This is a genomic window from Streptomyces sp. NPDC107765, assembly GCF_055657085.1.
The window spans coordinates 466903-492601 of sequence record NZ_JBVKBL010000003.1; the positions used below are offsets into that span (position 1 = coordinate 466903).

23 protein-coding genes are annotated in these 25699 nt (G+C 73.7%); 15 read left to right on the forward strand and 8 right to left on the reverse strand.

The window, feature by feature from the left end:
* Positions 1-94: 94 nt before the first annotated feature.
* Positions 95-919: an MOSC domain-containing protein gene (locus ACZ7MX_RS10745; protein ID WP_472131201.1), complete on the reverse strand. Its 825-nt coding sequence runs from the start codon at positions 917-919 to the stop codon at positions 95-97.
* A gap of 47 nt (positions 920-966) precedes the next feature.
* On the reverse strand, positions 967-1422 hold the full coding sequence (locus ACZ7MX_RS10750; protein ID WP_472131202.1) for a DUF6643 family protein: 456 nt from the start codon (positions 1420-1422) through the stop codon (positions 967-969).
* 272 nt (positions 1423-1694) lie between these two features.
* Between ACZ7MX_RS10750 and ACZ7MX_RS10755 the strand changes: the two genes are divergently transcribed.
* A complete protein-coding gene (locus tag ACZ7MX_RS10755) occupies positions 1695-3086 on the forward strand; it encodes a TerD family protein (RefSeq protein ID WP_472131203.1) in 1392 nt (463 codons plus the stop codon).
* 21 nt (positions 3087-3107) lie between these two features.
* Here the strand turns inward: ACZ7MX_RS10755 and ACZ7MX_RS10760 are convergent, their stop codons facing one another.
* The gene (locus tag ACZ7MX_RS10760) at positions 3108-4256 is read right to left on the reverse strand and encodes a glycosyltransferase (protein ID WP_472131375.1); all 1149 of its coding nucleotides are present in this window, start codon (positions 4254-4256) and stop codon (positions 3108-3110) included.
* 173 nt (positions 4257-4429) lie between these two features.
* Here ACZ7MX_RS10760 and ACZ7MX_RS10765 point away from each other — a divergent pair, with 173 nt between their 5' ends.
* The 3 genes from ACZ7MX_RS10765 to ACZ7MX_RS10775 all read left to right on the forward strand — a co-directional run bounded on the left by ACZ7MX_RS10765 (position 4430) and on the right by ACZ7MX_RS10775 (position 6481).
* Positions 4430-5233 carry a glutamate racemase gene (locus tag ACZ7MX_RS10765; protein ID WP_472131204.1) on the forward strand — a complete coding sequence of 268 codons (804 nt, stop codon included), beginning with the start codon at positions 4430-4432 and terminating at the stop codon, positions 5231-5233.
* 53 nt (positions 5234-5286) lie between these two features.
* Entirely contained in the window at positions 5287-5925 is a 639-nt protein-coding gene (locus ACZ7MX_RS10770; protein WP_472131205.1) for a hypothetical protein, read from the forward strand.
* Between the two features lie 76 nt (positions 5926-6001).
* Complete coding sequence (locus ACZ7MX_RS10775; protein ID WP_472131206.1) at positions 6002-6481, forward strand: NUDIX hydrolase; 480 nt, start codon at positions 6002-6004, stop codon at positions 6479-6481.
* Between the two features lie 46 nt (positions 6482-6527).
* Here the strand turns inward: ACZ7MX_RS10775 and ACZ7MX_RS10780 are convergent, their stop codons facing one another.
* Complete coding sequence (locus ACZ7MX_RS10780) at positions 6528-7082, reverse strand: hypothetical protein (protein WP_472131207.1); 555 nt, start codon at positions 7080-7082, stop codon at positions 6528-6530.
* Positions 7083-7285: 203 nt separating this feature from the next.
* Here ACZ7MX_RS10780 and ACZ7MX_RS10785 point away from each other — a divergent pair, with 203 nt between their 5' ends.
* From ACZ7MX_RS10785 to ACZ7MX_RS10795, 3 genes are all read left to right on the forward strand, one after another.
* On the forward strand, positions 7286-8080 hold the full coding sequence (locus ACZ7MX_RS10785; protein ID WP_472131208.1) for a 3-hydroxybutyrate dehydrogenase: 795 nt from the start codon (positions 7286-7288) through the stop codon (positions 8078-8080).
* An 85-nt stretch (positions 8081-8165) separates the two neighbouring features.
* Positions 8166-10094: a helix-turn-helix domain-containing protein gene (locus ACZ7MX_RS10790; protein ID WP_472131209.1), complete on the forward strand. Its 1929-nt coding sequence runs from the start codon at positions 8166-8168 to the stop codon at positions 10092-10094.
* 193 nt (positions 10095-10287) lie between these two features.
* Positions 10288-10485, forward strand: a complete 198-nt coding sequence (locus ACZ7MX_RS10795; RefSeq protein ID WP_351532559.1) for a CsbD family protein — start codon at positions 10288-10290, stop codon at positions 10483-10485.
* A 77-nt stretch (positions 10486-10562) separates the two neighbouring features.
* Here ACZ7MX_RS10795 and ACZ7MX_RS10800 read toward each other — a convergent pair whose 3' ends face one another.
* Positions 10563-11954, reverse strand: coding sequence for an MFS transporter (locus ACZ7MX_RS10800; RefSeq protein ID WP_472131210.1), 1392 nt, complete (start codon positions 11952-11954; stop codon positions 10563-10565).
* Between the two features lie 314 nt (positions 11955-12268).
* On the opposite strand from ACZ7MX_RS10800, the gene ACZ7MX_RS10805 reads away from it, so the two are divergent.
* The 7 genes from ACZ7MX_RS10805 to ACZ7MX_RS10835 all read left to right on the forward strand — a co-directional run bounded on the left by ACZ7MX_RS10805 (position 12269) and on the right by ACZ7MX_RS10835 (position 21177).
* Positions 12269-13012 (forward strand): DUF6215 domain-containing protein, encoded by a 744-nt coding sequence (locus ACZ7MX_RS10805; RefSeq protein WP_472131211.1) that lies wholly within the window; start codon positions 12269-12271, stop codon positions 13010-13012.
* Positions 13013-13175: 163 nt separating this feature from the next.
* Positions 13176-14090, forward strand: coding sequence for a cyclase family protein (locus ACZ7MX_RS10810; protein WP_472131376.1), 915 nt, complete (start codon positions 13176-13178; stop codon positions 14088-14090).
* Between the two features lie 121 nt (positions 14091-14211).
* Positions 14212-15801 carry a GMC oxidoreductase gene (locus ACZ7MX_RS10815; RefSeq protein WP_472131212.1) on the forward strand — a complete coding sequence of 530 codons (1590 nt, stop codon included), beginning with the start codon at positions 14212-14214 and terminating at the stop codon, positions 15799-15801.
* Between the two features lie 166 nt (positions 15802-15967).
* Entirely contained in the window at positions 15968-16807 is an 840-nt protein-coding gene (locus ACZ7MX_RS10820; protein ID WP_472131213.1) for an SDR family oxidoreductase, read from the forward strand.
* A gap of 51 nt (positions 16808-16858) precedes the next feature.
* Positions 16859-18307 carry a cytochrome ubiquinol oxidase subunit I gene (locus ACZ7MX_RS10825; RefSeq protein ID WP_472131214.1) on the forward strand — a complete coding sequence of 483 codons (1449 nt, stop codon included), beginning with the start codon at positions 16859-16861 and terminating at the stop codon, positions 18305-18307.
* Positions 18304-19344, forward strand: coding sequence for a cytochrome d ubiquinol oxidase subunit II (locus ACZ7MX_RS10830; protein ID WP_472131215.1), 1041 nt, complete (start codon positions 18304-18306; stop codon positions 19342-19344). The genes ACZ7MX_RS10825 and ACZ7MX_RS10830 overlap by 4 nt, the downstream gene beginning before the upstream one ends.
* 51 nt (positions 19345-19395) lie before the next feature.
* A complete protein-coding gene (locus ACZ7MX_RS10835) occupies positions 19396-21177 on the forward strand; it encodes a cation:proton antiporter (protein WP_472131216.1) in 1782 nt (593 codons plus the stop codon).
* A gap of 9 nt (positions 21178-21186) precedes the next feature.
* Here ACZ7MX_RS10835 and ACZ7MX_RS10840 read toward each other — a convergent pair whose 3' ends face one another.
* From ACZ7MX_RS10840 to ACZ7MX_RS10850, 3 genes are all read right to left on the reverse strand, one after another.
* Positions 21187-23025, reverse strand: coding sequence for a glycoside hydrolase family 15 protein (locus tag ACZ7MX_RS10840; protein WP_472131217.1), 1839 nt, complete (start codon positions 23023-23025; stop codon positions 21187-21189).
* A gap of 116 nt (positions 23026-23141) precedes the next feature.
* Positions 23142-24092: a DUF389 domain-containing protein gene (locus ACZ7MX_RS10845; protein ID WP_472131218.1), complete on the reverse strand. Its 951-nt coding sequence runs from the start codon at positions 24090-24092 to the stop codon at positions 23142-23144.
* 113 nt (positions 24093-24205) lie between these two features.
* A complete protein-coding gene (locus ACZ7MX_RS10850) occupies positions 24206-24736 on the reverse strand; it encodes a hypothetical protein (protein ID WP_472131377.1) in 531 nt (176 codons plus the stop codon).
* A gap of 396 nt (positions 24737-25132) precedes the next feature.
* On the opposite strand from ACZ7MX_RS10850, the gene ACZ7MX_RS10855 reads away from it, so the two are divergent.
* Positions 25133-25696 carry a hemerythrin domain-containing protein gene (locus ACZ7MX_RS10855; protein WP_472131219.1) on the forward strand — a complete coding sequence of 188 codons (564 nt, stop codon included), beginning with the start codon at positions 25133-25135 and terminating at the stop codon, positions 25694-25696.
* The last annotated feature ends 3 nt before the right edge of the window (positions 25697-25699 follow it).

The following is a 25699-nucleotide window of genomic DNA, read 5'->3' on the forward strand; positions in this document are numbered from 1 at the left end:
AAGGGGCGTTCGCAGGCATCGACACGCAGTTCTTCGTCCTCCCGTCGCGCTCCGCCGGCGGCGGGCGCGGCCGGGCGGGGGCCGCGCCGACCCGTCAGCCGAGTATCTCGAACGGGTCGCCGACGCAGATCGTGCCGACCCCGCGGGGTATCAGGTTCTGGCCGAAGACCAGACGGTCACCGAAGCGGCGGTGCCGGGCGAGGGTACGCAGCGGTTCCTTGCCGCGCTCCGCGGTGAGCTGGTCGGTGGTCGTGACGACACAGCGGGAGCAGGGCTTGACGACCTCGAAGACCACCTCGCCGATCCGGACCCGGCGCCAGTCGTCCTCCGCCCAGGGGGCCGTGCCGTCCACCACCACATTGGGCCGGAAACGGTTCATGGGCAGGGGGCCCTCGTCGGCGTGGTCGCCCTGCGCGATGAGGGAGTTGAGGGCGTCGAGCGAGGAAGTCGTGGTCAGCAGCAGCGGGAAGCCGTCCGCGAAGCTGACCGTGTCCCCGGGCCCGGAGTACTCCGGATCGACCGGCCGGCGCTTCTCCGGGAGGTCGAGGTACATCAGCCGGCACTCGACGCCCAGATACGCGCTGAACCACTCCGCGGCGGCGGTGCCCGCCGGCACCGCCTCGACCACGTCCCGCCAGACCTCCACCGGGAGGGTCCCGGTGTACTCGGGCACCTCCACCGTCAGCGGCTCCTGGCCGGGAGCGGTCAGGCGCAGGCCGCCGCCCGGCAGCCCCTCGGCATGCGCCAACGCCAGCGTCGGCTGCTGACGCTGGGTGATCTGCCGGCGCTCGGCGTCCACCAACAGCCACCGTCGGTCCCCGGCGAGCCCCCACGGCTCCACGACCGCCTCGCCGGGACCGGACCCCGCAATGGATTTGACCGGATAGAGATGGATCGACTGGAGCGCAGGCTTGAGCATGCGTTCCATCCTGCCAGGCACCTCCGACAGCGGATCCGGTGACCGGGTCAGTACCCGCGCGGATACTGCCGGCCGTACGGATCGTCGTACGTCGGGGCCGGCCGGGGCGCGACCGGAGCGGCCGGCCGCATGGCCTCGTAGCCCGTGCCCGGGGCCGGGCGCTGGGGTTGCGGCGCCTGCTGCGGCTGGTAGCCGCCGCGGGCCCCCGCCTGCTGGGGGATGTAGGGCGCCGGCGCCTGCTGCAGAGGGGCGACCGGATGCGCGGAGGCAGCCGGGTAGCCCTGCGCGGGCGAGGAGTGGGACGGAGCGGCCGGAAGTGCCGGCAGCGCCGAGGGCAGCGCCGGCAAATACGACGAGCCCGTGTCGTAGGGCGACGGGTTCACCCTGATCGGCGCGATCTGCGGCGTGCCGCGCTCGGCGACGAGGCTGTCGTAGATCGGGGTGTCGGGGAAGGAAGGCGAAGCGTAGTAGCCGCCGCCGTAGGTAGAGCGGGGGGAGGTCATGCGTCATAAGTTAAGCCCACGATGTGTCGATTGGGGAGCCTGAAAAGAAGGTTGTTTTACGTGTGCGGAGTGGCCATGGATCCCCAATGCGAGCGAACTTGGGAAAATCGGTCGCGATCGCCCGTTGGAATCGTGTAAAGACCTCGCTTCTCGCGGGTGAACGACGGACGTTCGGCGCGGTCCGGGGCACGTTAGGTTGAGGGAGGTCGCGTGGGTGGGGTGCCACGGGTGCCACCGCGCACGCGGCACGGCGGACGAGAGGAAGGCGCAGCATGTCGATGCCCAAAGGCGGCAACGTTCCGGTCCCGGCCCCGGCGGTACGGGTGGAACTGGGCTGGCGGGCCGGCCCCGGCACACCGGACGTCGACGCCTCCGCGCTCCTCCTTTCGTCCGGAAAGGTCCGCGACGACGGCGACTTCGTGTTCTACAACCAGCCCGTGCACGCCTCCGGCGCGGTGCGCCACGAGGGCAAGCACGTCGAGGGTGGTGCTTCTACGGACGGGCTGACGGTGACCCTCGGCGCCGTGGAGCCGGCCGTCGACAAGGTGGTGCTGGCCGCCTCCGCCGACGGCGGCACCTTCGGGGGCGTCCCCGGGCTCCACATCCGCGTACTGGACGCGGCCGACGGCACCGAACTCGCCCGGTTCGACAGCCAGGACGCCACCACGGAGACCGCGTTCGTGCTGGGGGAGCTCTACCGGCGCCAGGGGGCGTGGAAGTTCCGCGCGGTCGGGCAGGGGTACGACAGCGGACTCGCCGGTCTGGCCACCGACTTCGGCATCAGCGTCGAGGAACCGTCCGCGGCTCCGGCCGCCACCGCGGCGCCCGTTCCGCCGCCCGCCGCACCGCCCGCCGCGCCCCCGGCCGCGGCGCCCGCGCCCCCCGTCGCGCCGCCCCCCGCGGCGTTCGCGCCCCCGTTGCCGGCCGGTCAACCGGCGGCGTCAATGGCGCCCCCGCCGGGGCGGCCCGGGCCGGCCCCCGCGTCGCCTGCCGTTCGTCTGACAAAAGTCACCCTCACGAAGGAGGCCCCCGCCGTCTCGTTGACGAAGCAGGGCGGCACCTCCGGGGTGATGCGGGTGAACCTCAACTGGAGCGGCGGCAGCGCCGGCAAGCGGCTGACCCAGAAGCTCGGCCGCAAGGCGATGCAGGCCATGGGCGCCCGCGGCGCCCTGCTGCCCCCGTCCGGCGAGCTGGATCTCGACCTGTGCGCGCTGTACGAACTCACCGACGGCGCGGCCGGGGTGATCCACCCGCTGGGCCACAACTTCGGTGCCCTGCACGCCCCGCCGTACATCCAGCTCGACGGCGACGACCGCACCGGCGCGGTCGCGGCCGGCGAGAACATGACCATCAACCTCGACCACCAGGCGCGCATCAAGCGCATCCTGATCTTCGTCACCGTCTATGCCGGCGCCCGCACCTTCGAGGGCCTGAACGCGACGGTCACCCTCCAGCCGCAGCACGGCGCCCCCGTCGACTTCACCCTCGACGCCTGCACGGTCCCGTCCAACGTCTGCGCGCTGGCCCTGATCACCCACAACGGCGGCGAGCTCGTCGTCCAGCGCGAGGCCCGCTACCTCGTCCCCCAGCCCGGCGTCAGCCCGCAGCGCACCGTCGACCTCGCCTACGGCTGGGGGCTCAACTGGTCGCCGGCCAGCAAGTGACGACACCCCGGCGGGCGCGGCTCACGGCGCCCCGTACGTCCGGCCCTTCCAGGCCGCGCCGCGCCCCCGGTAGTGCTGCACCGCCGAGTCCACCGTCATCAGGAGGTAGAGCAGCGCCGTGAACGGCAGCAGGGGCGCGGTCCACAGCGGCTGACCGTAGTAGCGCAGCATCGGCAGGTACGTCCCGCACATCACCGCCCAGGCCGCCCCGCCCAGCGCCGCGAGCACCGCCCCGCCGCCGGCCAGCCCCGCCACCAGCGCCACCGGCGGCGCCAGATAGACCAGGGCCAGCCCCAGGACCGTGCCGAGCAGCAGCACCGGCCGGTGCAGCAGCTGGGCGTACGCGCTGCGCGAGACCATCCGCCACAGCTCGGCCAGCCGCGGATACGGCCGCACGCTGTCCACCCGGTCCGCCAGCCCCAGCCAGACGGCGCCGCCCGACCGCTTCACCGCCCGCGCCAGCGTCACGTCGTCGATCACCGCGTGCCGGATCGCCTCCGGGACACCCGCCCGCTCCGCCGCCTCCCGCCGCAGCAGCACACAGCCGCCGGCCGCCGCCGCGGTCCGCGCCCCCGGCCGGTTGACCCGCCGGAACGGGTACAGCTGCCCGAAGAAGTACACGAACGCCGGCACGATCAGCCGCTCCCAGAACGTCACCACCCGCAGCCGCGCCATCTGGGACACCAGGTCCAGGTCCGCCGACCGGGCCGCCGCCACCAACTCCCGCAGGCTGTCCGGGGCGTGGGCGATGTCCGCGTCGGTCAGCAGGAGGTAGTCCGGTGCGGTCCGCTCCCGCGCGAGCGCGATCCCGTGCCGGAGGGCCCACAGTTTCCCGGTCCACCCCGGCCCCGGCTCCCCGGGCGAGGTGACCGTCAGCGGCAGTCCGCCCCGCGCGGCCGCCAGCTCCCGCGCCAGCGCACCGGTCCCGTCGCCGCTGCCGTCGTCGACCAGGAACACCTCCGCCCGGCCCGGGTACTTCTGGCCGAGCAGCGAGGGCAGGCTCTCCGGCAGCACCGCGGCCTCGTCCCGCGCCGGCACCACCACCGCGACCGACGGCCAGCGGTCCGGGTCCCGCCGCTCCGGCAGCCGGACGTCGGTCCGCCAGAAGAAACCCTGGCCCAGCAGCAGCCACAGCCAGGCCAGCAGCGACCCGGCACCGATCCACTCCATCGCTCCCACGGCCGCAGTCTGCCGCACCGGCCCCGCCGCCGGACGTCCCCGGCGCGGGCCGGGCCGGACGTGTCCTCCCGGACGCGTCCCGTCCGGGGGACAGGTCCGGCCGGGGCCACCCGCTCGCCGGGCCGGTATGACAAGTCGGACCCGCCGCCCGGTAAAGTGTCCGGGTGAAGATCGCGCTGATGGACTCCGGAACCGGCCTGCTCGCGGCGGCCGCGGCCGTACGGCGACTGCGGCCGGACGCCGATCTGATCCTCTCCTCCGACCCCGACGGCATGCCCTGGGGCCCGCGCACGCCCGAGGACGTCACGGCGCACGCCCTCGCGGTGGCCCGGGCGGCCGCCGCGCACCGCCCCGACGCGCTGATCGTCGCCTGCAACACCGCGTCCGTCCACGCCCTGCCCGCGCTGCGCGCCGAACTGGAACCGGCCGTCCCGGTCATCGGCACCGTCCCGGCCATCAAGCCCGCCGCCACCGGCGGCGGCCCGGTCGCCATCTGGGCCACCCCCGCCACCACCGGCAGCCCCTACCAACGGGACCTGATCGAACGCTTCGCGCGCGGCGTGGACGTCACCGGCGTCGCCTGCCCCGGGCTCGCCGACGCGGTGGAGCAGGCCGACGAGGCCGCCATCGACGCGGCCGTCGCCGTCGCCGCAGGCCGCACCCCGCGCGACGTGCGGGCCGTCGTCCTGGGCTGCACCCACTACGAGCTGGTCGCCGAACGCATCCGCGCCGCCCTCCAGCAGCCCGGCGCCCCGGCGCTCGTCCTGCACGGCTCGGCCGAGGCGGTCGCCGCCCAGGCGCTGCGCCGTATCGGTGCCGAGCCGGCGCCCGCGGCCACCCCGGCCGGCGGACTCACCGTGCTCCTCAGCGGCCGCCCGGCGGAGCTCCCCGCCGCGACGCTCGCCTACGCCGAGGGCCGGCTGCTGGCGCAGTCCCGTACGGACACCGCCGGGGCGCTGAGCGGCTGAACGGGGGGTCCGACACCCTGCCGCAGCGTGCGAAGACGCGTACGCTGCGTCTCATGAGGGACCACCCCCACGAGGGGGCAGCAGCCCCCGGCGCAGACGACAGCACGGACGACGGTACCGACGGCACCGGCCGGCCCGCGGGGCCGGGGCGGGTGCCCGGCGGCTCGCACGCGGAGCTCCCCGAGGTCTGGCACGGCAGCGCCACCAACCGGATCCAGTGGCTGCTGGCCGCGATCGGGGCGGCCTGTCTGGCGCTCGGCATCGAGCTGGCCGTCGACAGCAGCTGGACCTCCGGCCTGGCGCCGCTGGTGATGGCGGTGGTCGGCTGTGTCGCGGCCGGCCTGCTGGTGCTGTTCGGCACGCTCGCCTTCGTCCACGTCGCGGTCCGGGTCGACAAGGAGTGCCTGGAAGTGCGCTGCGGCCACATCGGGGTGCCGCGCCGCCGGATCCCCCTCGACACCGTCGTGGGAGCCGAGTTCGCGCCCCGGGTCACGCCCCGCCACTGGGGCGGCTGGGGCTACCGCTGGCGCCCGGACCAGGGCACGGCGGTGGTCGTCCGCCGCGGGGAGGCCGTGGTCCTCCGGCTCGGCGACGGGCGCACCTTCACCATCACGGTCGACGACGCCGAGGGCGCGGTCCGGGCCGTCCGCGGCCGGCTGCGGCCGCGCAAGGGGAGCCCGGCGGGCGCCTAGCGCGCGTCGGGGGCGTGCGGAGCGGGCCGCGCTTGGGGGCCGGGGAGCCCTCCGGGCCGTCCCGTAGGGTCGGAGCATGGCAACACCCGAATTCATCCGTGACCTCCGGAGCTCCATCGGCCGGCAGCTGCTGTGGCTGCCCGGGGTGAGTGCGGTCGTCTTCGACGACGACGGGCGGGTCCTGCTGGGCAAGCGGGCCGACACCGGCGGCTGGTCGGTGATCGGCGGCATCCCCGAGCCCGGTGAGCAGCCCGCCCAGACCGCGGTGCGCGAGGTCTACGAGGAGACTGCCGTACGGGTCGTCCCCGAGGGGGTGGTCCTCGTCGAGACCATGCCGCCCACGCAGTACCCCAACGGCGACATCTGCCAGTTCATGGACGTGACGCTGCGCTGCCGCGCGGTCGGCGGCCGGGCCAGGGTCAACGACGACGAGTCGCTGGAGGTCGGCTGGTTCGCCATGGACGCCCTGCCGGAGCTGGACGCGTACGCACTGACCCGCATCCGCCGGGCCGTCGCGGCCGGCCCGACGTGGTTCCACGGGATGGACGAGGTCTAGAAAGGGCCCGCCCGAAGACACGACCCCCTTACCGCCCCTGTGCCGACTACAGCTCCTCCGTCGACGGGTCGTCCATCGGGGCGGAGGGATCACCGGGAAGCGGGGGCAGCTGCGAGCCGTCCGGGACGTCCGGCTCGTCCGGCCCGCCGGGTGCGTCCGGGCCGGTGTCCTGGCCGTCCGCCTCCTCCGTGTGCATCTCCCGGCTGTCCTTGCTGCAGGCCGAGATCCAGGTGCCGGTCGGCCCGCTCTCGTAGTGGCAGAACCAGCCGCGTACGGACAGCGTGCCGCGGTCGTCGCCGGCCTCCCGCGGTGCCCGCAGGAAGAACTCGGTCATCACGTCCCGGGCCTGGGCGCACGGCACCGTGCCCGCGGCCGTCGGGTCCGCGTACAGCGCGACGTCCCCCTCCTGGCCCAGCGCGTCCTTCAGCCGCCCGCAGCTCACCGGCTGGCCGGGCACACCCGGTGAGCCCTCCCCGGTGCGCTGCGGCCCGGGCCCGGTGCCGGTGGACGACGCCGAGCGGGTGCCGCTGTCGTCCCCGTCCGCGCAGCCCGCCGCGGCCAGTGCGAGCAGCACGGTCGGCACGGTGATCAGCCTCCGCATGTGGGACTCCCTCGTGGCGGCGGTGCAGGCGGCGTACTGCGTCGTACGACGCTAGGAGCCCGGGGGGAGCGCGGCGAACCGGGGCGGCCGATCAGGTGACCCGGCGCGTCGCGCCCACCGGGTGGCCGGCCCCCACCTTCCGCCCGCGAACTGTGGTGCCGCGGCACATCGGTGCCCCGCCCGGCCGTGCCTAAGGTGCGGACATGACCACGATCGGCACCCCGGGCCCGGTTTCCCTCGACCTCGGCGGCCGCACCGCCCTCGTCACCGGCGCGGCCGGCGGCATCGGACGCGCCTGCGCCCTGCGGCTGGCGGCGGCCGGCGCCACGGTGCGGGCGGTCGACCGGGACGCCGCCGGTCTGGCCGCACTGGCCGCGGACCTCCCGGAGGGCTCCGGCGGCACCATCGAGCCGCAGGTCCTCGACCTGACCGACCTCGACGCCGCCGAGCGGGCCGCGGCCGGCACCGACCTGCTGGTCAACAACGCCGGACTGCAACTCGTCCGCCCCATCGAGGAGTTCCCGCCCGAGGTCTTCCACCAGGTGCTGACCGTGATGCTGGAGGCCCCCTTCCGATTGCTGCGCGGCGCCCTGCCCCACATGTACGCGCGGGGGTGGGGCCGGATCGTCAACATCTCCTCGGTGCACGGGCTGCGGGCCTCGCCGTTCAAGTCCGCCTATGTGGCGGCCAAACACGGTCTGGAGGGCCTGTCGAAGACCGCCGCGCTGGAGGGCGCCCCGCACGGCGTCACCAGCAACTGCGTCAACCCCGGCTATGTCCGCACCCCGCTCGTCGAACGGCAGATCGCCGACCAGGCCGCCGCGCACGGCATCCCCGAGGAGCGGGTGCTGGCCGACGTCCTGCTCGCCGACGCGGCCGTCAAGCGGCTGCTCGAACCGGAGGAGGTCGCCGAGGCCGTCGCCTACCTCTGCACCCCGCAGGCGTCCTTCGTGACGGGGGCCTCGCTCACCCTGGACGGCGGCTGGACCGCGCACTGACGATCCAGGGGCGCCGAGCGGCACCAGGGGGAGGGACCCCCGAGCCCCTGGCGCACGGCGACGACCCGAAGGTATCCCTGTGACCATGCCCACCGATCCGTCCTCGTCCGCGCCCGCCACCGAACCGGCCGAGGCCCCCTTCCTCGCGCTGCTCGCCGCCGACGCCCCCGCCGAGGACTACGAGCGGCCGGTGCTGCGCGCCCGTGCCGAAGGCGCCGCGCCCGGCCGGCTCGCCGCCCTGGAGCGGGCCAAACGCCAGGCGCTGCGGATACGCACCGAGCTGGAGGGCCGCCGGCGGCGCGAGGCCGAACTGTCCGCGCTCTACGCCACCGCGCACGACCTGGCGGGGCTGCGCGACCTGGACGCCGTGCTGCGGGCCATCGTGCGCCGGGCCCGCTCCCTCCTGGGCACCGAGGTCGCCTACCTCACCCTCCACGACCCGGCCGCCGGCGACACCTCTATGCGGGTCACCGACGGCTCGGTCTCCGCGCGGTTCCAGCAACTGCGGCTCGGCATGGGCGAGGGACTGGGCGGACTGGTCGCGCAGACCGCCCGCCCGTACGTGACCGACAGCTACCTCCACGACGAGCGGTTCCGGCACACCGGCACCATCGACGCCGGCGTCCGCGACGAGGGCCTGGTGGCGATCCTGGGCGTGCCGCTGATGCTGGGCAGCGGCGTCATCGGGGTGCTCTTCGCCGCCGACCGCCGTGAGCGGGTCTTCGAACCCGGCCAGATCGCCCTGCTCGCCGCCCACGCGGCGCACGCCGCGGTCGCCCTCGACACCGCCCGCCTGCTCGCCGGGACCCGTAAGGCGCTGACCGAGCTGGAGGCGGCCAACGAGATCATCCGCGACCGCAGCGCGGTCATCGAACGCGCCTCGGACATCCACGACCGGCTGACGGAACTGGTGCTGCGCGGCGGCGGGGTGCAGGACGTCGCGGCCGCGGTGGCCGAAGTGCTGCACGGCGAGGTGGAGTTCACCGAACCCGCCGACGCCCCGGCCGACGCACTGGACCGTTCCCGGGCCGACGGGCACGCCGTACGGGACGGTGCCGACTGGGTCGCCGCCGTATCGGCGGGCGGGGAGGTCCTCGGCGCGCTGGTCCTGCGCGGCCACCCGGCCCTGGACCCGGTCGACCAGCGGACCCTGGAACGGGCCGCCGTGGTCACCTCGCTGCTGCTGCTCGCCCGCCGGACCGCGGGCGAGGCCGAACAGCGGGTCCGCGGCGAGCTGTTGGACGACCTCCTGGACGCCGCCGGGCGCGACCCCCGGCTGCTGCGGGAACGCGCGGCCCGGGTCGGCGCCGACCTCGACGCGCCGCAGGTCGTGCTGGCCGCCCGGATCGACGCCCCCGCGGCCCAGGACGCCGCCGGCGACCGGCGGCGCCTGTGGTCGGCGGCCTCCCATCTCGCCGCCACCCGGCACGGGCTGGCCGCGGTGCGCGACGGCGGCGCCGTCCTGCTGCTGCCGCTCGGGCCCGACGGCGATCCGGCCGGCCGGGCACGGGAGGTCGCCGCCCGGCTGGGCGCCGCGCTCCACGTACCGGTCACGGTCGGTGCCTCGGCCCCGGTCCCGGCCCCCGCCGGGCGGCCCGCGGCGGTCTCCGACGCGTACGCGGAGGCCCGGCGCTGCCGGGAGGCGCTGCGGGTGCTGGGCCGGGCCGGTCAGGGCGCGGCCGCCGCCGACTTCGGCTTCCTGGGACTGCTGCTCGCCGACACCCGCGACGTCGACGGCTTCGTGCGCCGCACGCTCGGCGTGGTCGCCGACTACGACGCCCGCCGCGGGACGGAGTTGCTGCGCACCCTGGGGGCGTACTTCGCCTGCGGGATGAGCCCCGGCCGTACCAAGGACGAGCTGCACGTCCACGTGAACACCGTGGCGCAGCGCCTGGAGCGGGTGGGCCGGCTGCTGGGGCCCGACTGGCAGAGCCCGGCGCGCGCCCTGGAACTCCAGCTGGCGCTGCGGCTGCACCAGCTCTCGTCCGCCGTGGAGCAGGGGAGCGAGCGGTAAGGGCGCAGCGGACGGACCGGTGGGCGCGGGTGCGAAACGGAGGAGTAACGGGCCGTAGCTCCGGGTGCGCGCCGGTGGGGCGTGCGGCAGCCTGGATGCGGAGCCCTCCATTCCGCGAGTGCTCCGCACGTCCCGTGGCTTCCCGGCCCGTACGCGGACCACGGGCCCCAGATCACGCACGAAGGAGTTGGACATGGCCGGCAAGGGCGCCAAGGACAAGTTGAAGGGCAAGGCCAAGCAGGCCACCGGCAAGATCACCGGTGACGACCGCCTGAAGGCCGAAGGCCGGATGGAAGAGGCCAAGGGCAAGGCCAAGGACACCATGGACGACGCCGGGGAGAACATCCGCGGCACGAAGGAGTCCATCAAGCGCAGGACCGAGCGGTCCTGACGTCCGGCGGGGGCGCGGCGGGCGAGCTTGCCCCGTCTCCCGGAGCGTCCCACGGCCCGCCGCGCCCCCGCCGCACATCAGACCCTCATCTCCCGCCCGTCGCCGGTCCTCCCGGAGGCGGGCCGCGGCTCGTCCTCCGCCACCGCCGCCAGGTCCCGGCTGCGGGTCTCCCGGGCCGCGCCCACCGCGACCAGCGTCAGCAGCGCGGCCGCGACGACGTACAGCGCGATCGGCGCCGGGCCGCCGAAGTCGGCGAGCAGCGCGGTCGCGATCAGCGGGGCCGGCGCACCGGCGGCGACCGACGCGAACTGGGCACCGATCGAGGCGCCCGAATACCGCATCCGGGTCGCGAACATCTCCGCGAAGAAGGCCGCCTGGGGCGCGTACATCGCACCGTGGAAGAACAGCCCGACGCCCACCGCGAGCAGCAGCGGACCGAACCGGCCGGAGTCCACCAGCGCGAAGAACGGGAACGCCCAGGCGCCGACGCCGGCCGCGCCCAGCAGATAGACCGGCCGGCGCCCGATCCGGTCCGACAGCGCGCCCCAGGCGGGGATCACCGCGAAGTGCAGCGCCGAGGCGATCAGCACCGCGTTCAGCGCGGTCTGCTGCGCCACCCCGGCGTGCGAGGTCGCGTAGACCAGCACGAACGCCGTGAGGACGTAGTACGAGATGTTCTCGGCCATCCGCGCGCCCATCGCGATCAGCACCTCACGCCAGTGGTGCCGGAGCACGGCGACCAGCGGCAGCCTCTCCGCGCGGGTGGCCGCCCCCTCCGCCCGGCGGGCCTCGGCACGCTCCAACGCCGCCCGGAACACGGGTGATTCGTCCACCGACAGCCGCATCCACAGCCCGACCAGGACCAGCACACCGGAGAGCAGGAACGGTACCCGCCACCCCCAGGCGGCGAACGCCGCGGCCGGCAGGAGCGCCGTCAACAGCGAGAGCACACCGGTGGCCAGCAGTTGCCCGGCGGGCGCGCCGGTCTGCGGCCACGAGGCCCAGAACCCGCGCCGCCGCGCATCACCGTGCTCCGACACCAGCAGCACCGCGCCGCCCCACTCACCGCCCAGCGCGAACCCCTGGACCAGCCGCAGCACGGTCAGCAGCACCGGCGCCGCCGTACCGATCGTGGCGTGCGTCGGCAGCAGCCCGATCGCGAACGTGGCACCACCCATCATCAGCAGGCTCAGCACCAGCAGTCTCTTCCGGCCCAGCCGGTCGCCGAAGTGCCCGAAGACCAGCGCACCGACGGGCCGCGCGGCGAACCCGACCGCGTACGTCAGGAACGCCAGCAGGGTCCCGACGAGGGGATCGGAACCGGGAAAGAACAGCTTGTTGAAGACCAGCGCGGCGGCGGATCCGTAGAGGAAGAAGTCGTACCACTCGATGGTGGTCCCGATCAGGCTGGCGGCGACGATGCGCGTGAGGTCGGCGGGTGGTGGGGGAGCGGTTGCTGTGCGGGCCATGTGCACCACTTCCAGGCGGTCGGCGGATGTGCTCGTGCCGCCACACGGTAGGAACGCGCAGGTCAGTGGCCCATGTGGTGGGACGCCATAGTTCCGGGCACCGGGGTGCGCGGTCCCACCATGAGGGCCCGCACGGCCCCGCGGCAGCGCCGAAGCCGGCACCTCATGTGACGGCCCGGCGATCACCGGTTACGCTCCCCCGGCGCGCATGCGGCGCGAATCAGCAGGTGGGGGAAGTGGGGGAAGTGGGGGACATGGACGGCGAATTCGACAGATCCGCGACCGGAACCGCGACCGGGAGCGGACCCGAGTCCGTGACCGGATCCGTGACCGGATCCAAGGCCGGGCCCGAGAAGGGGATGAACGCCGGGGCGCAGGTGGTCGCGGCGGTGGTGCTGGTCGGGGGCCTCGCGGGGGGCATGTGGGTCATGGCGACGGCCTCGGGGCAGGAGGTGGAGGAGAGCAAGCCGGCTGCTTGCTCGCCCGCGCATGACGACGCCCGGTCGCCGAAGCATGCCGCGTCGAAGCACGGCGCGGCCAAGCACGTTTCGGGGGCGCAGCTGTGCACGGCGCTGAACCGTGCGGACCTGCCGGAGCTCCTCGGAACGCCGGCGGAGCGGGCGGAGACCGCTGACGGCAGCGAGAGCACGACCAAGCTCGCCGGCGGCACCACGTTCGTCACCCCCGAGGCGGAAGTGACGCTGAAGACCTACTCCGTGCAGCTCTCGGCGTCCTCCGACGACCTCTCCGTTGCCCGGACGGCCGACCTCCTGGGCAATACCGCGGAGAAGCGAACGGTTCTGGGGCGTCCCGCGGTCCTCTCCTCGGACCGGACCATCGCCATCCGCTTCAACTTCGAGGGTGGCAAGCCCGGCAAGGCCGACAGCGCGCCCGGCGGCATCGCCCGCCGCCTGCAGGTCGCCAGGAACGCCAAGGACGGCGGCGGCTCCTTCGAGGTCGTCGTCTGGCGGCAGGACGAGGGGATGCCCGATGACGCGGCGTTGCTCCGCGTCGCCGAGAAGGTCCTGCCGACGATCCCGGGCTGGGACGCCGGCTGACGACGCCGCGGGACCGCTCCGGGATGCGGGGGGAACGGCGGCGGCCGACCCTGGGACCAGGGCCCGCGCCGGACGAGGAGGAGCTCACGTGCCGGATCGTGCGCACCAGGACGCGACGTCGCCGCCCGGGGCCGGGGACCGCACGCCCGGGGCCCGGCAGCCCATGTCCGGGGCGGCCTTCCGCTCCCTGTACCGCCGGCTGCGTGAGCAGGCGCTGAACGGCCCGGATCCCGGGCGCGGAGCGCTGGGCCACCTCACCCCCGAGCGGGTGGTGGCCGCCGCCACCGGGGTGCGGGCCGGCCGGACCGTATCGCTGGCCGCCCCGATCGAGACCACGCCGGGGCCGGACGACCCGCAGCCCGCCACCCACCGGATGACCGCACCGGCACCCGGCGAGGCCGACGCCCCGGGACTGCACTTCGCCCTCGACCGGTTCGCCATGAACGTGCACGGGGACGCGGACAGCCACCTCGACGCGCTGTGCCATGTGCTGTTCGACGGCGAGCTCTACGGCGGTGTTCCGGCGAGCAGCGTGACGCCGCACGGGGCCGGCGCGCTCACGACGGACCTGGTGCGCGACGGCATCGTCGGCCGCGGTGTGCTGCTGGACGTCCCGCGCCTGCGCCGGGTGCCGTGGCTGGAGCCCGGCGACCACGTGACCGCCGACGACCTCGTCGCGGCCGAGGCGGCCCAGGGCGTCACGGTCGGGCCGGGCGACCTGCTGTTCGTACGCGTCGGGCACCGTCGCCGGCGCCGGAGCCTCGGCGCCTGGAACGCCGCGCAGCAGCGGGCCGGCCTGCACCCGGCGGCGATGCCCTTCCTCGCCGAGCGGCGGGTGGCCGCGCTCGGGTCGGACGGCAACAACGACACGGCCCCCGGTGCGGTCGCCGAGGTCCCGTTCCCGGTGCACGTGCTGGCCGTGAACGCCATGGGGCTGCATCTCATGGACTACCTGAACTTCGAGGAACTGGTACCGGTGTGCGCCCAGCTGAGCCGCTGGCACTTCCTGTGCGTGGTCGCCCCGCTGCGGCTCCCGGCGGCCACCGGCTCCCCGGTGAACCCGATCGCCGTCCTGTGACCGGGCCGGGACGCGCTGCCCCTTCCAGGTGCCGCGCCGTCCCGGGGCGTATACGTTCGAAGGGGCGGAGAAGGCTACCGGCAGGTCCCGGCAGCGGCCGGCGACCACAACGGCAAGGACGGTGGTCGCCGTGGGCGGCACCTCCCACTACGACGTCATCATCATCGGCACCGGCGCCGGCGGCGGCAGCCTCGCCCACCGGCTCGCCCCCTCCGGCAAGCGGGTGCTCCTCCTCGAACGCGGCGGCTGGCTGCCGCGCGAACGCGACAACTGGGACTCCACCGCCGTCTTCGTCAAGGCGAAGTACCGGGCCCCGGAGTTCTGGCTCGACCGGCACGGCAACGAGTTCCCGCCCGAGGTCAACTACTACGTCGGCGGCAACACCAAGTTCTACGGCGCGGCGCTGTTCCGGCTGCGCCCCGAGGACTTCGGTGAGCTGCGCCACCACGACGGCGTCTCTCCCGCCTGGCCGCTTCGCTACGAGGACCTGGAGCCGTACTACACCCAGGCGGAACACCTCTACCTGGTGCACGGCCGGCACGGTGAGGACCCCTCGGAAGGGCCGTGCAGCGAACCGTACGCCTACCCGCCGGTGGAACACGAGCCGCGCATCCAGCAGTTGAGCGACGATCTGGAGAAGCGCGGGCTGCACCCCTTCCACCTGCCGATCGGGGTCGACCTCACCCAGGACGGGAACGGGCGGGCGGCCCACTCCAGCGTCTGCATCCGCTGCAACCGGGTGGACGGCTTCCCGTGCCTGGTCCGCGGCAAGTCCGACGCCCAGGTGATCGGTGTGGAGCCGGCACTGCGGCACGACGGCGTCGAGCTGATCACCCACGCCCGGGTGACGAGGCTCGAAACCGATCCGACCGGACGCAGCGTCACCACCGTCGTCGCCGAGCTCCCGGACGCGGAGCAGGCCCGGTTCTCCGGCGACATCGTGGTCGTGGCCTGCGGGGCGGTCAACTCCGCTGCCCTGCTGCTCGCTTCGGCCAACGACCAGCATCCCCACGGGCTGGCCAACAGCTCGGACGTGGTCGGCCGCTACTACATGCGGCACAACAACCTCGCCCTGATGGCGATTTCGAAGGAGCCCAACGACACCCAGTTCCAGAAGACCCTGGCCCTGCACGACTGGTACCTGGGCGCGGACGACTGGGACTACCCCCTCGGCGGGATCCAGATGCTCGGCAAGTCGGACGCCGAGCAGATCCACGGCGAGGCGCCGCGCTGGGCCGGCGCGGTCACCCCGGACATGCCCTTCGAGGTCCTGGCCCACCACGCCGTCGACTTCTGGCTGTGCGGGGAGGACCTGCCGCAGCCGGACAACCGGGTCACCCTGGACGCCGACGGCCGCATCCACCTCGCCCTCGACGAGACCAACAACACCGCCGGCCTGACCCGCCTGCGGCACAAGCTCCAGCACATGCTCGGCCACCTCGGCATGCACGAGCACCATCTGCTGTCCCACAGCATCTACCTGCACAAGGGCATGCCGATCGGCGCCACCGCCCACCAGGCGGGCACCGTGCGGTTCGGTGACGACCCGGCGTCCTCGGCCCTCGACCTCCACTGCAAGGCCCACGACCTGGACAACCTCTACGTCGTCGACACGAGCTTCTTCCCGAGCATCGGCGCGGTCAATCCGTCCCTGACGGCCATCGCGAACGCCCTGCGGGTGGGCGACCACCTCCTCGCCCGGCTCGGCTGACCGGCCCGCGGCGACGCACCACCGATCGGGCGAAGATCGTCAGTCGGGCAGCGCAAAGCGGACCGCCCGGCCACGCCGCCACCCCTCCCCGGTGGTTGTGTGACGCCTGCACCTCCGGGCCACGGCCCGGCTGATCCCGGGCCACGCAGTGGAGGAGTAGGTCATCGTGAGTTCCCCCGAAGGCGCACCCCAGGACGTGTTCCCCACGGATCTGCTGAAGGGCCAGAAGGCGCTGGTCACCGGCGCGAATTCGGGCATCGGCCGGGCCACCGCCGTCGCCCTGGGCCGGGCCGGCGCCGACGTCGTCGTGAACTACGTGGCCGGCCGCGAGGAAGCCGAGAAGGTGGTCGAGGAGATCGCGTCCTTCGGCGTGCGGGCGGCGGCCTACGAGGCGGACGTCTCCGACGAGGGCCAGATCGTCGCCATGACGGACCGGATGGTCAAGGAGTTCGGCACCGTCGACATCCTCGTGGCCAACGCCGGACTGCAGCGCGACGCGTCGTTCACCGACATGTCCCTCGCCCAGTGGCAGAAGGTCCTGGACGTCAATCTCACCGGGCAGTTCCTCTGTGCCCGCGAGGCGACCAAGGAGTTCCTGCGGCGCGGGGTCGTCCCCGAGGTGTCGCGTGCGGCGGGCAAGATCATCTGCATGAGTTCGGTGCACCAGATCATCCCGTGGGCCGGCCACGTCAACTACGCCGCCTCCAAGGGCGGTGTGCAGATGATGATGGAGACGCTGGCGCAGGAGCTCGCCCCGAAGAAGATCCGCGTCAACGCGATCGCCCCCGGAGCCATCAAGACCCCCATCAACCGCGACGCCTGGGACACCCCCCAGGCCCAGCAGGACCTCCTGCGGCTGATCCCCTACGACCGTGTCGGCGCCCCCGAGGACATCGCCCACGCGGCCGTCGCGCTCGCCTCCGACCTCCTGGACTACGTCGTGGGCGCCACCCTCTACGTGGACGGCGGGATGACCCTCTTCCCCGGGTTCGCCACCGGCGGCTGACCGGTCGCGCGCACATCGGCCCCCGCGCACGCCGGTCCCGAGGAGACCCCCATGCACCCCGCGGTTTCGTTGCTGGCCGACGCGCCGGCGCAGCTGCTCCCGGCCCGCTCGCTGATGGCCTTCACCCTCGCCTCGCACATCATCCTGGTGCCCTTCGGCGTGGCGCTGCCGCTGATCACGCTCATCATGCACGGCCACGGACTGCGCCGGAACGACCCGGCCGCCCTGCTGCTGGCCCGGCGCTGGTCGGCGGTCATGGCGGTGCAGTTCGCGATCGGCGTCGTCACCGGCACCGTGCTGTCCTTCGAATTCGGGCTGCTGTGGCCGGGCATGATGGGCCGGTGGGGCGATGTCTTCGGCATCGGGTTCGGGGTCGAGACCTGGGCGTTCTTCCTGGAAGCCGTGCTGATCGCCCTCTACCTCTACGGCTGGCGCCGACTGCCCTCCCGTACCCACTTCCTGCTCGCCCTGCCGCTGCCCGCCGCCGCCCTGCTCGGCGCCTTCGGGATCCTGGCCGCCAACTCCTGGATGAACACCCCGCGGGGCTTCTCCCTCGACCCCGCCGGCAACCCCGTCGACGTGAACATCTGGAAGGCGATCTTCACGCCCATGTTCGGCCCGCAGTACTGGCACTTCGTCGTGGCGATGCTCGTGACGGCCGGCTTCGTCACGGCCGGCGTCTACGCCGTCGGCTGGCTGCGCGGCCGCCGGGACCGCTACCACCGGCTCGGCTTCACCGTCCCCTTCACGCTCGCCGCGGTGTTCACCCCGGTGCAGTTCGTGCTCGGCGACTCCATCGCCCGGCAGGTATTCCACCAGCAGCCGGTGAAGTTCGCCGCGATGGAGATCGTCTGGAAGACCGACACCCATGTGCCGGAATACCTCTTCGGGCGGCTGCACCCCGACGGGAGCATCTCCGGCGGCATCAGGATCCCCCAGCTGGACTCCGTCCTCGCCGGCTTCCGCCCGGACACCCGGGTGACCGGTCTGACCTCCGTCCCGGCCGCCGACCGGCCGACGGCCACCCAGGCCACCCTCATCCACTGGACCTTCGACATCATGGTCGGCATCGGCTCCGTGCTGGTGCTGCTCGCCCTCTGGTACGCCCTGGTGTGGCTGCGCCGCCGCAGGCTGCCCGCCTCACCGTGGTTCTTCCGCTGCGCCGCCGTGGCCGGTCTCGCCTCCGTCGTCGCCGTCGAATGCGGCTGGATCACCACCGAAGTGGGCCGCCAGCCGTGGATCGTCTACCAGAACATGCGGGTCGCCGAAGCCGTGACGTCGACCCGTTCCACCAGCCTGTGGATCATGTTCGGCCTGGTCGTCCTGGTGTACCTGGTCGTCTTCGGCTCGTTCCTCGCGGTGCTGCTGAAGATGCGCACCCGCTGGCGGCTCGCCGACGCGACGACGGGCCAGGGGCCGCCGCCGGCGGAAGGACCGGGGACACAGACACCGGAGACGGACACGCCGTACGGCCCGCGCTCCGCGGGGAGCCGGCCGTGATCGCCGGGGTCATCGCCGTCGTGCTGCTGCTCGCGGTCGCCGCCTACGCCTGTGCCGGCGGCACCGACTACGGAGCCGGGTTCTGGGACCTGCTCGCGGGCGGCGCGGAACGCGGCAAGCGGCCCCGCGACCTGATCGACCATGCGATGGCGCCCGTGTGGGAGGTCAACAACGTCTGGCTGATCTTCGTGCTGGTCATCATGTGGACCGGATTCCCGGTCTTCTTCCAGCGGGCGTTCACGGCCATGTGGCTGCCCCTGGCACTGGCCGCCGTCGGCATCGTGCTGCGCGGCGCCGGCTTCGCCCTGCGCAAGCCCGCCCGGCGGCTGGCCCGACGGCGCCTGTACGGAGCGATGTTCGCGGTCTCCTCGCTGCTGACGCCGTTCTTCCTCGGCGCCGCGGCCGGCGGGGTGGCCTCGGGGCGGGTGACCGCGGCGACCACGGCATCGACGGACGCCTGGGCCAACCCCACCTCGATCCTCTTCGGCCTGCTCGCCGTCGCGACCACGGCCCTGCTCGGCGCGGTCTTCCTGGCGGCGGACGCCCGCCGCTTCGCCGCGCCCGCACTCGACGGCTACTTCCGGCGGCGCGCGCTGGCCGCCCTGGTGGCCGTCGCGGTCCTCGGCGTGGTCACGCTGTTCGTCACCCACGGGGACGCGCCGCACGTCTGGCACGGGCTCACCCACGGCGTGGGGCTCGTCTTCGTCGTCGTGTCCGCGCTGGGCACGCTCGCCACCGCCTGGCTGCTGCTCCGCCCCTCCGGAGCCTGGTCCCGGGTCGCGGCGGCCGGCGTGGTCGCGTCCGCCGTCCTCGGCTGGGGCATGGCACAGCGCCCGTACCTCATCCCGACCTCGCTGACCGTCGCCGAGGGAGCGGGCGCGCCCACCACGCTGCGCTGGCTCGGGCTCGTCACGCTGGTGGCGCTCGTGCTGATCGTCCCCGCGGTCGCGCTGCTGTACCGGCTGGACACCCGTGGCGAACTGGAGGGCCTCACCGACGCCGACCTGCGGCGCCCGGTCGCCGGTGACGAGGGCTGAGCCCGGTGGCGGTCGCGCACCGCGGGGCGCGCACCGGGGGATGAGGGCGCGATGAGCACCGACGACATCCTGCTGGGCGTCGGACTGACCGTGGCCCTCGCCGTCGGTTCCCAGATCCTCGCCGGCCGGCTGCGGATCCCGGCCCTGATCGTGCTGCTGCCGGCCGGGTTCGCCGCCGGAGCGCTCACCGACACCGTCCGCCCCGACGCGCTCCTGGGGCCGGCCTTCTCGCCCCTGGTGTCGCTGTCGGTGGCGCTCATCCTCTACGACGCCGGCCTGGGGCTGGAGATGCGGCACCTCAAAGGCGCCACCCGGAGCGTCGTCGTGCGCCTGATCGTGCTGGGCGTGCTGCTCACCGCGGGCAGCGTCATGGCGCTGGGGCCGGTCCTGTACGGCGTGCCGTTCGCCGTCGCCTGCATGATCGGCGTGATCCTCGTCGTCTCCGGGCCGACCGTCGTCGCTCCGCTGCTCGACCACGTCGGGCCGTCGGACAAGGTGCGGCGGGTCCTGCTGTGGGAAGGGTCCCTGGTGGATCCCGTCGGCGGCATCCTCGGCGCCGTCGTCTTCCACTCCGTCGTCTCCGGCGGCTTCCGGACCGGACACGGGTTCCGGGCCGCGGATTTCGTCGCCGGCATCGCCCTGGGGACCGCGGGCGGGGTGGTCGGTGCCGCACTGCTGTGGTTCACCCTCCGGCGGCTCGGGCTCGGCGAGACGCTCGGCACGCTCGCCCAACTGGCCACCGTCGTCGCGGTGGCCGCGGGCTGCGACATGGTCTACGACAACACCGGGCTGATCGCCGCGGTCGTCACCGGTCTGATCGTCGCAAACCTCCCCGGCTTCGACATGCCCGCCCGGCGGCCGTTCTTCGAGACGCTCGTCCAGCTCATCATCGGCCTGCTGTTCGTCTCCATCTCGGCGACCGTGCCGCCGACGTCCGTCGTCCCGGTGCTGCTGCCCACCCTCGCCCTCGTCGCCCTGCTCGTCCTGCTGGTCAGACCCCTGGTCGCGCTGCTCTCCACCGCCGGGACGGAACTCGCCGCCCCCGAACGGGCCTTCATCGGCTGGATGGCCCCGCGCGGCATCGTCGCCGCCTCCACCGCCACCACGTTCTCCGCCTCGCTCACCGCAGCGGGACTGCCCGGCGCCGGCACGATCCTCCCCGTCACCTTCCTGGTGATCGTCGGAACGGTCCTGGTCTACGCGCTGACGGCGAAGCCGGTGGCCGCCGGGCTGGGCGTCGCCCGCCCCACCCGGGCCCGTCCGCTCCTGGTGGGCGGTGATCCCTGGGCCGTCGACCTCGCCCGGTCGCTGCGCGCCGCCGGACTCGACGTGCTGATGTGGGCCGGTCCGGCACACCAGCGGGACCGGATCGCGGAGGCCGGGATCGAGCTGGCGGCCGGGGAGCTGATGGCCGCGGCCACCGACCCGCAGGCCCGGCTGGAGGGGGTCACCGCGGCCTTCCTGCTGACCGACGACGACGACTTCAACGCCCTCGCCTCGATCGTCCTGCGGGACAGCGTCGACGGCCCCGTGTACCGCATCGGCCCGCCACCGGACGGCCGCGGCGTCGTCGCGCCCTACACGGCCGGGGACACCCTCTTCGGCACCGGCCTCCTCCGCCACGCCCTGGTGGCCCGTCATGGGCAGGGCGCCCGCTTCCACGTACAGCCCGCGTCGGTCCCGCCCCCGCCGGGGTACGCGACCCTGTTCGTCGTCCGGCGCGACGGCCGGCTGGACCCGGTCACCGCGGCCCTGCCGGTCACCGCGGAGGAGGGCGACACGCTGATCCTCCTCGGACCGGCGTCCGCGACGGGGGCGGAACCGGCCGGCTGACCGGTCCGGCTACCGCCGGTCGAGCGCCGCGTTCAGGGTGAGGGCCGCGTCGATGAGGGCGAGGTGGGTGAACGCCTGGGGGAAATTGCCCAGTTGGCGACCCGTCAGGTCGATTTCCTCGGAGTACAGGCCCAGGTGGTTGGCGTACCCCAGCATCTTCTCGAACACCAGCCGTGCCTTGTCCAGGCGCCCCGCGCGGGCCAGCGCGTCGACGTACATGAACGTGCACAGCGAGAAGGTGCCCTCGGAGCCGCGCAGGCCGTCGGGGGAGGCCCCGGGGTCGTAGCGGTAGACCAGGCTGTCGCTGACCAGCTCCTGCTCCATCGCGTCCAGGGTGGAGTGCCACATGGGGTCGTCGGGCGTGAGGAACCCCACCGTCGCCATCCGCAGCAGCGACGCGTCCAGGACGTCACTGCCGTAGTGCTGCACGAACGCCTGCCGCCCCTCGCTCCAGCCCTTCGCCATGACCTGCTCGTAGATCTCGTCCCGGGCACGCTGCCAGCGGTCGGCCGCGGCCGGCCGGCCGTTGGACTCGGCGAGCCGCAGCGCACGGTCGAACGCCACCCACGACATCACCCGGCCGTACGTGAAGTCCTTCCGGCCGCCGCGGGTCTCCCACATGCCCTCGCCCGCCTGGTCCCAGTGGTCCACCAGCCAGTCCAGGTTCGTCAGCAGCGCGTTCCAGCCCTGGTACCCCACCTGGATCCCGTGCCGGTGCGCGAAGTAGACGCTGTCCAGGGCCTCGCCGTAGATGTCCATCTGGAGCTGGGTGGCGGCGCCGTTGCCGATCCGCACCGGTGCGGAACCCGCATAGCCCTCCCAGTGGCCGAGGATCTGCTCCTCCAGGTCGGAGGAGCCGTCGACCTTGTACATGATGTTGAGGGGGTCGGAGTCCTCGTCGGTCCCGGCCCGCTCGTGGACCCGGTCGCCCAGCCACCCGATGAACGCCTTGGCCTCCTCGGTGAAGCCCAGCCCCAGCAGGGCGTACACCGAGAAGGAGGCGTCGCGGATCCAGGTGAACCGGTAGTCCCAGTTGCGCTCGCCGCCCAGCTGCTCGGGGAGCGCCGCCGTCGGGGCGGCCACCAGGGCGCCGCTGGGGGCGTACGTCATGAGCTTCAGCGTCACCGCGGAGCGCTCCACGGCCTCCCGCCAGCGCCCCGAGTAGCGGGACCGGCCCAGCCAGGAGCGCCAGAACGCGACGGTGTCCTCGAAGAGTTGCTGGTATTCGGCGAGCCGGATCTCCCTCGGCGGCCCGTCGGCGGCCCACGCCAGCACCAGTCCGCGCTGCTGGCCCGCCCGCAGGGTCAGCGTGAAATGCAGGTCCTCGTCCCCGCCCGGCCGGATGTCGAGCAGCTGCTCGTCCTCCGGTTCACGGATGGGGTGCACGGTGAGCTGCGTGCCGTCGTCCGCGGCGAACACCGCTCCGTGCTCGGTGATGTGCAACTGGTGGGGCGTGCGCCCGTAGTTGAGGCGCGGGGCGATCTCGACCTTGAAGGACATGCTGCCGCGCACGCAGCGGACCATGCGCACCAGCCGGTGGCCGGCCGTGACCGTCGTCCCGGTCACGGGCATGAAGTCGAGCACCTCACCGGCGCCCGCCTCGGTCATGAACCGGGTGACCAGGATCGCCGTGTCGGGAAGGTACAACTGCTTGGTCGCATGCGTCGGGTGCAGCGGCCGGACCGTGCAGTGCCCGCCCTTGTCCTTGTCGAGCAGCGCCCCGAACACACTGGGCGAGTCGAACCGCGGGAAGCAGAGCCAGTCGACCGTCCCGTCCGTGGTCACCAGTGCCGCGGTCTGCAGATCCCCGAGCAGGCCGTGGTTCTCGATCAGTGGGTAGTCGTCCATCGGGGCGCCCCTTTCGGCGTGCGAGCCAGCCGAATGCTGCGGCCCCCCGCCCAGCGTAAGGCGGGGGCCCGGACCCGGCGCGCCGGGCCCGGGGGCCGGTCGCGGGCGGCCGGCCCCTACTGCCGGGGCTTCTTCGTGGCACGCCGGCCCGCGCGGCGCCACAGGCGTCGCTGCAGACGGAGGGTGAGGACGCCGACCACGACCAGCACGACGACGTTGAGCAGGAGCTGGACCAGCGAGCCCCACGCCTCGTGCCAGTCGGCGAAGGCCAGCGAGACGGCGATGTCCGAGGCGGCGGGGATCGTGGTCACGGAGATGAAGACACCGAGCAGCGCAGTGCCGCGCGCCTCGGTGAGCGAGACGATGCCGACCACGCCGGCGAGGAAGGCGACGACGAGGGAGAAGACGTCCGGGGTGTCGATCAGGTGGGAAACGGGCCGCAGGCCCAGGTCGAAGGCCTCGGACTGCAGATGTGCGGCCCGCGACAGCGCGGCGAATCCCAGGGTGACCACGATGGCCAGCAGGAAGCCGACGGTCAGCGCACGGGCCCCGTCCCGGACCCGGCGCCGGTTGCCCCGGTCGAGGCCGAGGGCGATGCTGGTGATCGCGTGGTACTCGGGGCCGACCACCATGGCCGCCACGATGAGGATCTGCGAGTTCGACATGATGCCGACCGCGCTGATCAGGCCGGCGATCACCAGGAACAGGTAGAAGGACGGCAGGTAGGTGCCCTCCGACCGGATGTGTGCCTCGACCGTGGCCCACAGCGGCGCGTGGACCAGGGCGCTCGGCTGGTCGGCCTCGACCTGCTCGGCGCGGTGCGAGAACATCATCTCCACACCGTCGACGGCGATCGATCCCGCCCGGTCGACACCCAGCTCGCGCAGCTCCCCCAGGACGTCGTTCGCGGCGCCCTTCATCACGTCGCATTCGAGCGCGTCGCCCTCCGGGAGGTGCGCCGACCGCACGACCATGAGGTTGAGGACGCGGTCGTCCGCGCTGAGCAGGCCGACGGCCGGCGGGGTGAGTGCGGGCGGCATGACCATGCGCAAGTGGATCAAGTCCATCCGGACCTCCGGCGACAGTCGGACACCGGCACCTGTCCACTATCGCCCGCCGGCCCGTCACCCGCCGCGCGGGCGCCTTCCCCCGCCCGGGCCGGCAGGCCCGGGGCCGTCCGTCAGGCGCAGTCCGCGTCGAGCAGGTCGCCGTCCAGGTGCCGTACGAGCGCCTCGCGGTGCAGCTCGGCGACCGGGGCGAGGAGGTCGGGGTGGCGCAGCAGGGCAGCGGCCCGGCGGTCGCGTTCGTCGGGCCGGGTCAGCCGGCGGAAATCGGGGGACGTTCCGGCGACGTGCTCACCGTCCGCGAGGGCGGCCACCGCGTCCTCGGCGAGCCGGGGGGTGGTGAGCAGGCAGGCCGCCCAGCTGGCCACGACCTCGTCGACCCAGCTCCGCCAGGCTTCCTCGGCGGCCTCGGGCCCGGACGCGTCGGCACCGGTGAGCCAGTCCAGCCGGGCCGAACCGCCGGGGCCGACCAGCGCGACCAGTGCGGCGTCCGCCGTCGTGGGGTAGCGCAGCCAGGCGGCGACCGTGACGGCCTGCCGCGCCTGGGCCTGCGCGAGGGCCGTGTCGAGGGCGCCGCCGGTGACGGGGTAGGAGCGCAGCAGCCACTGCGCGGTGGAGGCTATGACCGGCGAGATGTCGGCGGACAACGGCACGGGGTCCCTTCTCTGGCGGCAGCGGCGGCCCCGGCGTCTTCGGCGGCGAGGGCGTCCGGGGTGCGGAACGGGAGGAAGCGCGGAACGGGGAGGAGGTGCGGCCCGCGGAACCGGGCCTCCGGAAGCCTAGGCGCCCGGCCTATCGGGCGAAATGACGCAGCTCACGCGAAAGCCCCGAATTTTCTGCCCCTCCGTGCCGGCACCCCCTCCGTGCCGGCACCCCGCCGCCGTCGCCCGCCGCCTCCCCGTCCCCGCCTCCGGGTGACAACGCGGCGCCAACCAGGGCCAAGACGCCCCTCTCCCCGTTAGGAAGCGCTGGGCCCGGGAACCCGTGGTGAGGCCCGCCGCACGGTGCGCGGGCAGTACGGCCCACCGTTTCAGGAGGCATTCATGGCACACGGCGGCAACATCATCGACGAACTGACCACCGACCACCGCGAGGTCGAGGACCTCTTCCGCCGGATCGAGGCCATGCCCAGCGGCCACAAGGACCGCAAGAACCTCATCGACCAGGTCACCATCGAGCTGGTACGGCACTCCGTCGCCGAGGAGCAGTACCTGTACCCGACGGTCCGTGAGCACGTCGAGGGCGGTGCCGCGATGGCCGACAAGGAGCTCAAGGACCACGCCGAGGTCGAGAAGATGCTCAAGAAGCTCGAAGGCTGTTCGGCCGACGACCCGCAGCTGGACCAGCTCTTCATGCTGCTGAAGGACTCGGTCACCAGCCACGTCCAGGACGAGGAGGCCAACCTCTTCCCCCGGCTGCGCGCGGTCTGCTCCGCCGACGCCCTGGACACCCTCGGCGACAAGATCCGTACCGCGAAGAAGATGGCCCCCACCCGCCCGCACCCTTCCGCGCCCGACACCCCGCCGGCGAACAAGCTGCTCGCGCCCGGGGCCGGGCTGGTGGACCGGGCCAGGGACTTCGTCACGGGGCGTGGGAAGTCCGCGTAACGG

What these genes read in the sequence shown, in the direction of transcription:
- ACZ7MX_RS10745 (WP_472131201.1), bottom strand. Translation starts at nt 919, where the DNA reads ATGCTCAAGCCTGCGCTCCAGTCGATCCATCTCTATCCGGTCAAATCC.
- ACZ7MX_RS10750 (WP_472131202.1), bottom strand. Translation starts at nt 1,422, where the DNA reads ATGACCTCCCCCCGCTCTACCTACGGCGGCGGCTACTACGCTTCGCCT.
- ACZ7MX_RS10755 (WP_472131203.1), top strand. Translation starts at nt 1,695, where the DNA reads ATGTCGATGCCCAAAGGCGGCAACGTTCCGGTCCCGGCCCCGGCGGTA.
- ACZ7MX_RS10760 (WP_472131375.1), bottom strand. Translation starts at nt 4,256, where the DNA reads ATGGAGTGGATCGGTGCCGGGTCGCTGCTGGCCTGGCTGTGGCTGCTG.
- ACZ7MX_RS10770 (WP_472131205.1), top strand. Translation starts at nt 5,287, where the DNA reads ATGAGGGACCACCCCCACGAGGGGGCAGCAGCCCCCGGCGCAGACGAC.
- ACZ7MX_RS10775 (WP_472131206.1), top strand. Translation starts at nt 6,002, where the DNA reads ATGGCAACACCCGAATTCATCCGTGACCTCCGGAGCTCCATCGGCCGG.
- ACZ7MX_RS10780 (WP_472131207.1), bottom strand. Translation starts at nt 7,082, where the DNA reads ATGCGGAGGCTGATCACCGTGCCGACCGTGCTGCTCGCACTGGCCGCG.
- ACZ7MX_RS10785 (WP_472131208.1), top strand. Translation starts at nt 7,286, where the DNA reads ATGACCACGATCGGCACCCCGGGCCCGGTTTCCCTCGACCTCGGCGGC.
- ACZ7MX_RS10790 (WP_472131209.1), top strand. Translation starts at nt 8,166, where the DNA reads ATGCCCACCGATCCGTCCTCGTCCGCGCCCGCCACCGAACCGGCCGAG.
- ACZ7MX_RS10795 (WP_351532559.1), top strand. Translation starts at nt 10,288, where the DNA reads ATGGCCGGCAAGGGCGCCAAGGACAAGTTGAAGGGCAAGGCCAAGCAG.
- ACZ7MX_RS10800 (WP_472131210.1), bottom strand. Translation starts at nt 11,954, where the DNA reads ATGGCCCGCACAGCAACCGCTCCCCCACCACCCGCCGACCTCACGCGC.
- ACZ7MX_RS10810 (WP_472131376.1), top strand. Translation starts at nt 13,176, where the DNA reads ATGTCCGGGGCGGCCTTCCGCTCCCTGTACCGCCGGCTGCGTGAGCAG.
- ACZ7MX_RS10825 (WP_472131214.1), top strand. Translation starts at nt 16,859, where the DNA reads ATGCACCCCGCGGTTTCGTTGCTGGCCGACGCGCCGGCGCAGCTGCTC.
- ACZ7MX_RS10835 (WP_472131216.1), top strand. Translation starts at nt 19,396, where the DNA reads ATGAGCACCGACGACATCCTGCTGGGCGTCGGACTGACCGTGGCCCTC.
- ACZ7MX_RS10840 (WP_472131217.1), bottom strand. Translation starts at nt 23,025, where the DNA reads ATGGACGACTACCCACTGATCGAGAACCACGGCCTGCTCGGGGATCTG.
- ACZ7MX_RS10845 (WP_472131218.1), bottom strand. Translation starts at nt 24,092, where the DNA reads ATGGACTTGATCCACTTGCGCATGGTCATGCCGCCCGCACTCACCCCG.
- ACZ7MX_RS10855 (WP_472131219.1), top strand. Translation starts at nt 25,133, where the DNA reads ATGGCACACGGCGGCAACATCATCGACGAACTGACCACCGACCACCGC.